10 protein-coding genes and 1 pseudogene are annotated in these 7,489 nt (G+C 51.1%); 9 read left to right on the forward strand and 2 right to left on the reverse strand.

Going from position 1 to position 7,489, the window contains the following annotated elements; all coding sequences use genetic code 11:
* The first annotated feature begins 7 nt into the window (after positions 1 to 7).
* Entirely contained in the window at positions 8 to 304 is a 297-nt protein-coding gene (locus Q2J39_RS05605) for a hypothetical protein (protein ID WP_288820987.1), read from the forward strand.
* Positions 305 to 389: 85 nt separating this feature from the next.
* Here the strand turns inward: Q2J39_RS05605 and Q2J39_RS05610 are convergent, their stop codons facing one another.
* Together Q2J39_RS05610 and Q2J39_RS05615 are read right to left on the reverse strand one after the other, a co-directional pair.
* Positions 390 to 1,832 carry an amidophosphoribosyltransferase gene (locus tag Q2J39_RS05610; RefSeq protein WP_288339319.1) on the reverse strand — a complete coding sequence of 481 codons (1,443 nt, stop codon included), beginning with the start codon at positions 1,830 to 1,832 and terminating at the stop codon, positions 390 to 392.
* Positions 1,833 to 1,990: 158 nt separating this feature from the next.
* The gene (locus Q2J39_RS05615) at positions 1,991 to 2,275 is read right to left on the reverse strand and encodes a rhodanese-like domain-containing protein (RefSeq protein ID WP_230268343.1); all 285 of its coding nucleotides are present in this window, start codon (positions 2,273 to 2,275) and stop codon (positions 1,991 to 1,993) included.
* Between Q2J39_RS05615 and Q2J39_RS05620 the strand changes: the two genes are divergently transcribed.
* The 8 genes and pseudogenes from Q2J39_RS05620 to Q2J39_RS05650 all read left to right on the forward strand — a co-directional run bounded on the left by Q2J39_RS05620 (position 2,274) and on the right by Q2J39_RS05650 (position 7,392).
* Positions 2,274 to 2,828 (forward strand): hypothetical protein, encoded by a 555-nt coding sequence (locus Q2J39_RS05620; RefSeq protein ID WP_288339317.1) that lies wholly within the window; start codon positions 2,274 to 2,276, stop codon positions 2,826 to 2,828. The two genes, Q2J39_RS05615 and Q2J39_RS05620, sit on opposite strands and share 2 nt — an antisense overlap.
* Before the next feature lie 106 nt (positions 2,829 to 2,934).
* Positions 2,935 to 3,516 (forward strand): RNA 2',3'-cyclic phosphodiesterase, encoded by a 582-nt coding sequence (gene thpR, locus Q2J39_RS05625; protein ID WP_288339343.1) that lies wholly within the window; start codon positions 2,935 to 2,937, stop codon positions 3,514 to 3,516.
* Positions 3,517 to 3,682: 166 nt separating this feature from the next.
* Positions 3,683 to 3,748 (forward strand): annotated as a pseudogene (locus tag Q2J39_RS10790) (zinc-ribbon domain-containing protein); the annotation flags it as partial.
* A gap of 75 nt (positions 3,749 to 3,823) precedes the next feature.
* Complete coding sequence (locus tag Q2J39_RS05630) at positions 3,824 to 4,618, forward strand: hypothetical protein (RefSeq protein ID WP_288339315.1); 795 nt, start codon at positions 3,824 to 3,826, stop codon at positions 4,616 to 4,618.
* A 105-nt stretch (positions 4,619 to 4,723) separates the two neighbouring features.
* Complete coding sequence (locus Q2J39_RS05635; protein WP_230267575.1) at positions 4,724 to 5,023, forward strand: hypothetical protein; 300 nt, start codon at positions 4,724 to 4,726, stop codon at positions 5,021 to 5,023.
* 129 nt (positions 5,024 to 5,152) lie between these two features.
* Positions 5,153 to 5,599 (forward strand): hypothetical protein, encoded by a 447-nt coding sequence (locus tag Q2J39_RS05640; protein WP_288339312.1) that lies wholly within the window; start codon positions 5,153 to 5,155, stop codon positions 5,597 to 5,599.
* A 345-nt stretch (positions 5,600 to 5,944) separates the two neighbouring features.
* A complete protein-coding gene (locus tag Q2J39_RS05645) occupies positions 5,945 to 6,568 on the forward strand; it encodes a gamma carbonic anhydrase family protein (protein ID WP_288339310.1) in 624 nt (207 codons plus the stop codon).
* 326 nt (positions 6,569 to 6,894) lie between these two features.
* Positions 6,895 to 7,392 carry a GNAT family N-acetyltransferase gene (locus Q2J39_RS05650; RefSeq protein ID WP_230267572.1) on the forward strand — a complete coding sequence of 166 codons (498 nt, stop codon included), beginning with the start codon at positions 6,895 to 6,897 and terminating at the stop codon, positions 7,390 to 7,392.
* Positions 7,393 to 7,489 lie beyond the last annotated feature (97 nt).

A 7,489-nucleotide genomic window follows, 5' to 3' on the forward strand; every position in this document is an offset into this window, starting at 1 on the left:
GAACAACATGATTCCTGAGGATCCAGGCAGGCGTGCAAACGAAACGTTTCCATCGCCTGTTTTCAAAAAATATTGTTTTTCTTATAACAGAGACAATTGGTCTGCCGCAATTGCCCCCTCAAAATCCATGCCAAAAGAATGCGAATTGCCCCCATTCCAAAACGCAATCCAGATTCGAAGAGAAAGTGCACCGAACAGAAAACAGAAAGGACGCCGGAAGGAAAGCGCAAAACAGCCGAAGGAAAAGCCGGAAAATAAAAATGCGGAAAGACGAATCTTTCCGCAGAAAATAAATTCAGAATAATGCTTCAGCAGGCTAGAGCCGGAATTCGTACGGACGGACCGGTTGAGAAAACGACGGCGCTGCCAAATTCATTTCGAAAAAGGAACTAGTCTTCTTTCTGGCCTGCTTTGTGGTGCGGGCAGGCGCCTTTTCCGTCAAAGCAGTACGTGCACAGCTTGCACTTGGGCAGGCCGATGGATTTGACCATGTCGTCGAGACGATGGTAGCGCAGCGTGGTGAAGCCGGAAACCTTGCGGATTTCTTCCACCATCGCAGCGTATTCCTTGCTGTCAGGATCCGCGTAGAGGGCCAGTCTTTCCGGCGACGGGTTTTCACCTTCGAGCTTGACGATCATGCGGCGGGTAATCAGATCCATATCCGAAGTGGAACGGGAGAAGTTCAGGAAGGTGCAGCCGTAAAGAATTGGCGGGCACGCTGGACGAACGTGAACTTCTTTCGCGCCCGATTCATACAGGAAGCGGGACGTGTTGCCAAGCTGGGTGCCGCGGACGATGGAGTCATCGATCAGCAGCAGACGGCGGCCTTCGATCATTTCCTTAACCGGGATCAGCTTCATGCTGGCGATCTGGTTGCGGCGGGCCTGAGTGGTCGGCATGAAGGAGCGCGGCCAGGTCGGCGTGTATTTAATGAACGGGCGGGCGTATGGAATGTGCGCGGCGTTGGAGTAGCCGATCGCATGGGCGATGCCGGAATCCGGAACGCCAGCGACGCAGTCGGCATGCACGTGATCGCGCGCAGCCAGAAGGCTGCCGCAGCGGTTGCGCATCTGTTCGACGTTAATGCCCTCGTATGTGGATGTCGGGTAGCCGTAGTAAACCCAGAGGAAGGAGCAGATCTGCATCGTGTCGCCCGGTTCCTTAACGGGGACAACTTCTTCCGGCGTGATGAAGACGATTTCGCCTGGGCCCAGTTCGCGATACGGCTTGTAGCCAAGGTTCAGAAAGGAGCTGCTTTCAAAGGCGCAGCAGAAGCCTTCGTCTTTTTTGCCGAGAATAATCGGGGTACGGCCGAGTTTGTCGCGGGCCGCGTAAATACCCTCGCTCGTCAGGATCAGAACGCTCAGCGAGCCTTCGACAAGATCCTGCAAGTATTCGATGCCTTCTTTGAACGTGCTCTTCCGGCTGATTAAAGCTGCAGCCAGTTCGGTCGGATTGATTTCGCCGGTGCTCATCTCATAAAAATGGGTGAGACCTTCTTCAAAGCAGAGTGCCTTGAGTTCGGCGATGTTGTTGATTTTGCCGACGGTCGTGATCGCAAAGGATCCGAGCCGGGAATGAATCAGAAGCGGCTGCGCTTCGTAATCGGAAATACATCCAATACCGAGATTTCCCTGGAATGAATCCAGTTCATCATCAAATTTGGTGCGGAATGGCGTGTTCTCAATGTTGTGGATGGAACGTGTAAATCCATCCGGTCCGTGGACCACCATACCTGCCCGCCGGGTACCCAGATGGGAGTGATAATCGGTCCCAAAGAAAAGATCAAGTACGCAGCTGCCTTTCAGTGCTGTTCCAAAAAAACCGCTCATGTTTTCCTCCTGTCCGAAGAATTCCGGAGTCCAAAAGAAAATGACCTTTGTTCCGGTTCATCAGGACAAAGGTCATTTTACTCAATCGCTGTATTCATGCACGATATTGTTTTCAGTTTGGTTCGTTCGGGTGTGTTTTCGTGGAAAAAACGTCCGATTTAAGCGCGCTCAATCGGGCCGGTGTAATCTTCAATACCGCCGATATCCGTGGCTGGAATGCCGCGCTTGGCAAGCATTTCCTGGGCGATGCGGGCGTGATAGCCGCTCACGCAGTACAGATCGGATCCGGGCTTTACATCGGCGGTTTCAATCTGATCGAGGGGGATATTGACGGCACCTGGAATATGGCCGGCGTTGAACATTTCGGCGGGACGGACATCGATGATCGGGGTGTTCTTGGATTTAGCTTCTGCAACGTATTGATCGATGGTCATCTTGGACATGATTACTACCTTCTTTCCGTGCTTTTATTATAAAAAACGGACGAAAACACAAAGTCCGGTTTGCCCGTTTTTGCGTACGTTATACAAAGACAATTCGCGTGATGGATTTTCAAATCCGTCCTTAAAAAGCGCGCTTTTTAGTCCAGAAGAAGAAAAGCCGAAGACAAAGAAGAGCCAAAGGAATACCGCGGAAAGCTGGCGTAAACATCCGCCTGCTTCGACAGGAAAATTGAATGGAAACGGGCAATCGAAGTGCAGAACAGACTGCCGGCAGGCAGAACGCATGGTGAAACGAAACCCTCTGGATACGATGAATTCAGAAGCAGACCGGCGATTGTTTCTTTTTCAATGCGTCCGATTCCTGCAGTTTTTTCTACTATGTATAGCCTCTGTCATAGCCTCCGTGCTGGGCTTCCTGCAGCTTTCGTTTTTACAGGATTCCTCCGTCGGTTTCGCCTGTCTTGACCAGGCTTTGACGCCCGCATTTCCGACGGATTTCGACCGCTTTTGCAAAGCGGCTTCTGGAAGACTCCGCAGACCAGGATCGGGATGACAGGCCAAACGGTTTCCCAAAAAAAACAGAGATCCCTGTCCATAGAAGCGAGCAGAAAAAACGGCAGAACCATAAGACAGGAAATGTATACGTTCCTTGAAAGGAGATACTTTATGCGACTGTTTATCGCTTAAATTTCAAGCCGTCCGGGCAGACAGAACTCGTGAAGCTGATTGACACTTTACAAAAAGAAGGTGTTTCAGGCCACGCCATTCCGCAGGAAAACCTGCATGTGACGATTGCGTTTTTAGGGGAGTGCGACCCGGATCAGATTCCCGTCATCGAAGAGATCCTTCAGGATATTCCGCTGCCGGCTTTACGTCTGAAGCCATCTGGATACGATCGGTTTTTAAGCGCGCTCGTTTTGCGCTTTGAAAAAGATCCGGCGCTGATGGACTATCAGGCTCAAGTTGTCAAAGCGCTCAAAAAGGCCGATCTTCCGTTCGATGATCGGCCGTACGGTCCGCACGTTACGCTCATTCGGGTGCCTCGATCCAGACAAAAAGGCGACCTGTTGAAAGCCCGGGCGGAATTTCATGACCGCTTTGGATCGACGCTGTTCCGACTCGAGCCTATGGAAATCGAGAGCTGCTCGCTGTTTTCGTCCACGCACAGTGAACAGAGCCATTCCATGCACTACGCATCGCTTTTTACAATCGATCCGGATGAAAAATCTCAGAATAATTGAATAAAACTGGATAGCTAAAGCCGTTTTTGTCTTTTCCTTTTTTCGAAAAACACTCTGTATCAGCCTCTGCTTGTCTGTACAAACGGGAATCGATTTTTACAAAAGATTAAGAATCGAGACAGAAAAAAGCCCAGATTCATCAGTAATATACAGTTGAGGTGATGCTATGAGATGTCCAAATTGTGGCCGGAACAATCCGGCAAGCGAACGCAGATGCATTCATTGCGGAGCCCCGTTGCCCAGAAAGTCGAAAAATACCAGGGGTGCCCGTATTCGTACCACCCTTTTTAACGCATTGATTCTCCTCATGGCCTTTGGCCTGCTGGCAGCCCTTATGGGCTTTTTCAAGCCGCTCTTTTTCGGAAGCAGCAGCACGCCGGTTTCGGATATCGCCACAGCCGTTTTAGAAGAAAATGAAGAAGCCGTCTATGGCGAAAATGAAGACCAGGCGTACGCCGAATCCGCCGAAGAGGCGGCCAAAGCGCAGGAAAACGAAGCGGATGTCGATTCCCTCGAGGATGAGGCAGCCGATTCGGATCTTCAGCAGGAAATTTCGCCGCAAATCCGGAATAAGGCAAACGCCTATGCTAGCGGTGAGCTCAGCGACAGCGCCAAAAAGCTGCTGACGCGCTATGACAAACAGACCGGCATTCTGACGCTGCCGGGAAGCGAGCTGAGGCTCTCGCTTGGCTTAAAGGAAGATGCACGGGTTTCCGTTGCCGATGAAGGCCATATTCTTGTGGTGGAAGGCGAAACGCCGGATGGAAAGCTGATTTCCGTTTCGTGCACACAGACCGAACTGCCGCCCACTACGAAAACCGAGCTGCTGGAAACGTCCGACAGCGCGCTCTATTCCAGCATTGGCGGCCGCGACACGCTTTACTACTACAGTTTCAATCCAGCGGGAACTACGGCTTCCGGCACGGCGGCGCCAAGCGCCCGCACGGTTTCTGGAAATATCGTCGACTGCGAAAACAGCTGGCTGACCAGTATTTCCATCACAAACCTGAACGAAGAATCCAGTTCTTCATCCAGCCCGAACGAACTGGTCCAGAGCGCCTACCAGAAGCTCAATTCCATTCTGGCCGGCCTGGATTTATAACGGATCAAAGACGGCAGGAGAACCGGGCCTTTTGCCTCTCTTGATTTGGATCCGAACAAAAGCTTTTTTCCATGTCATGTCCTTTAAGAAATGAGGAGGATTCTTATGAACCACAGAAAAAGCTTCGCCCTCGTTTTTATGAGTACCGCATTCGGGCTGTCCGTCCTGGGACTTGGCGGATGTGCTAAGTCGACGGAAAAGATATCCGAAAATCCGGATTCGACGGTTGATGTCAGCCCGACCCGTTTTGAAGTAACAAACCCGGAAATGTACCAGAAACTCTCTCCTGGAATGACCGGGGTATTCCAGATTCGCATCGATGACATCGACGGCGTTGACATGGAAGCCGATTACCATCTGGAATCGGATCCGGAGCTTCTTAAAGTGAATGCCGACAATACGTAGAAAGCCATTCAGCCTGGCACAGGTTCGCTTGCCATTTCCTTCGAATACACAAAAGATTCTCTGGAGCGCCTGGAAAAGGCAAATCCGGGAAAGAATCTGGAGGCCATTGCGATTGCTCCCGTACTGAATGTGATTGTCGGCGAACCGGTTTACCACTTTGAAAATCCGCAAAGCGGCCAGCACATCTTCACATGCTCTGCCAGCGCGCCGCAGGAATCCGATTATCCCGGCTGGACTCTGGCTGGAGCCGTCTGTCTGAACGCCCCATCGCAAAATATTCGGGACGATGAATCTTCGTATTCCGATATTTATACGACAAGAAACCCGGAAACGGGAGATATCTTCTACTCCGTCAATGCCGCTGAGATCGAACAGCTCGTAAACGAAGGCTGGACAGAAGAGGAGAGCTTTGGAAAATCGTATGCGCAGGGCGAACCGGTCTATCGCCTGTACAATGCCGCTTCCGGTTTCCGTACGTACTCTCCCGAAAACGGTGAGCTGAACCGCCTGGAAGAAAACGGCTGGACAAGAGAAGGCGTGGCCTGGTACTGCCTGGCGCCTTCCGTATCCGAATAAAGTATTCGGGTAAAGCGAGTCGAAAAACCGATGCTGAACTCTTTTCAGGATGACCCGATTTCAGGGATGAGCCGCCGGTCTGCACAGATGAATGAATTTGCATGAATGAAATCCGCAGAAAAGCCGGGAGCGCTTCAAACGAAGCCATCCCGGCTTTTCTGCGGATTTTTGCCTATGGAAGCAGACGTTTCGCAATGCTGCGTCTGCCGGGGGGTGTCAAATTCTGCTGAAAATGGGAAATCAATCAATATCTGCGCAGGAGCCTGCGGATCCATCTAATATGGATGCAGAAAAGAACCGGACGAAAGCCCAGGGCCAAAGCCAAAAAAGAAGCGGAGGATAACTATGCACAAAGAACATACTGAATATTTCCAGACGGAAAACGACGGGTCACAATGGAAGACGGAGGGATCCCTTCTGGAGAAAAGCGCGAAAGAAAATCCTACGGCGTTTGAAAAGGAGCCGTTTTATCGCGGCGATTTTGCGGTGATTGACGGCGATGTGCGCTTTGGCGCTGACGTTTCGGTATGGCCGCATGCGGTCATTCGTACAGAAAGCGAACCGATTACGATCGGCGACCGTTCCAATATTCAGGACGGATGCGTTCTTCATACCGATGCAGGCTATCCCATTGTGATCGGGCAGGATGTTACCGTCGGGCATCGGGCGATTATTCACGGCGCCACGATCGAAGACGGCGCGCTGATCGGCATGGGGGCCATTTTACTCAATGGATCTGTAATCGGAAGAGGCGCAATTGTCGGTGCCGGCGCGCTGGTCGGCGAAGGCAAGAAAGTCGAACCGGGAACGCTCTATCTTGGCATTCCGGCTCGAAAAGTACGCCAGCTCAGCAGTCAGGAGATTGAAAACGGGATTTTTTCGGCCCATCACTACGTCGAGCTGGCACATGTAAAAAAGCAGGCTGGCCGGACCGCAGAACCCCAGAAACGTTCTGCAGATAAAAACTAGCGGCCAGACGGCAAAAAAATTCCAGAACGCCATAGGAGGCCGAAAAGAAATCCGTAAAGAATTGCACAAAAAACAAACGCCGAAGTCCAAAAAGTACAAATCTTGCGCGGGACAGGGCAAGTTCGCTTATTCGCTTTGGTATAATCAGCGCATATCACCGTAAAGGGATAAGTTTTCTGTACACGAAGGATCCGTTTTGCGACTGTACGTTTCTGGAGAAGATCTCTCGGCCCAAAAAATGGGATGGGAAAAGAGTCGATTCCAGAAAAAGGTGCAGAGCCGCCTGATGCGGCGACGGAATCTGATGCAAACTGGAGGAAATTAGAATGCTTGAAATTCGAAGTGCCCGTCCGGATGATCTGGATCGGATTTACAGCCTGGAAAAAGAGTGCTATCCGCAAGCGGAAGCCGCAGGCTATGAGGCGCTCAAGGAAAGACTGAATGTATTTCCCAACCATTTCTGGCTGCTCGAACGTGACGGTCAGCTGGTGAGCATGGTGAACGGCATGGTATCCGACAAACCGGATCTGGAAGATGAAATGTATGAGAAAGCGGTACTTCACGACGAAGACGGCAGCTATCAGCTCATTTTCTCCGTAGCCACCAGTCCGGAATTTACCGGCCGCGGCTACGCCTCGATCCTGATGAAGGAAGTCATCAAGGACTGCATCGAAGACTCACGCAAGGGAATCATCCTGCTTTGCAAGGACAAATACCTTCCTTTTTATGAAAAACTCGGGTTCCAGAACCAGGGACGCTCGAAATCCACCCACGGCGGCGAAACCTGGAATATCATGAAAATGGATCTCGAAAATCGTGAATAAACCATCAAAGCATCCGCAGAGATGCTTTTTTATTGGCTTTGCAACAATGCTGTTCACTTAAGCTTCACAAGTGAGCAGTGCCTTGCCTTTCTAGTTT

The organism is uncultured Allobaculum sp. (genome assembly GCF_948576815.1).
Classification (GTDB): Bacteria; Bacillota_I; Bacilli_A; order Erysipelotrichales; family Erysipelotrichaceae; genus Allobaculum; species Allobaculum fili.

Bases quoted from the DNA above. Each gene is read 5' to 3' on its own strand.
- Q2J39_RS05605 (WP_288820987.1), top strand. From the start codon at position 8: ATGATTCCTGAGGATCCAGGCAGGCGTGCAAACGAAACGTTTCCATCG.
- Q2J39_RS05610 (WP_288339319.1), bottom strand. From the start codon at position 1,832: ATGAGCGGTTTTTTTGGAACAGCACTGAAAGGCAGCTGCGTACTTGAT.
- Q2J39_RS05620 (WP_288339317.1), top strand. From the start codon at position 2,274: ATGATTACTACCTTCTTTCCGTGCTTTTATTATAAAAAACGGACGAAA.
- Q2J39_RS05615 (WP_230268343.1), bottom strand. From the start codon at position 2,275: ATGTCCAAGATGACCATCGATCAATACGTTGCAGAAGCTAAATCCAAG.
- Q2J39_RS05630 (WP_288339315.1), top strand. From the start codon at position 3,824: ATGGCCTTTGGCCTGCTGGCAGCCCTTATGGGCTTTTTCAAGCCGCTC.
- Q2J39_RS05635 (WP_230267575.1), top strand. From the start codon at position 4,724: ATGAACCACAGAAAAAGCTTCGCCCTCGTTTTTATGAGTACCGCATTC.
- Q2J39_RS05645 (WP_288339310.1), top strand. From the start codon at position 5,945: ATGCACAAAGAACATACTGAATATTTCCAGACGGAAAACGACGGGTCA.
- Q2J39_RS05650 (WP_230267572.1), top strand. From the start codon at position 6,895: ATGCTTGAAATTCGAAGTGCCCGTCCGGATGATCTGGATCGGATTTAC.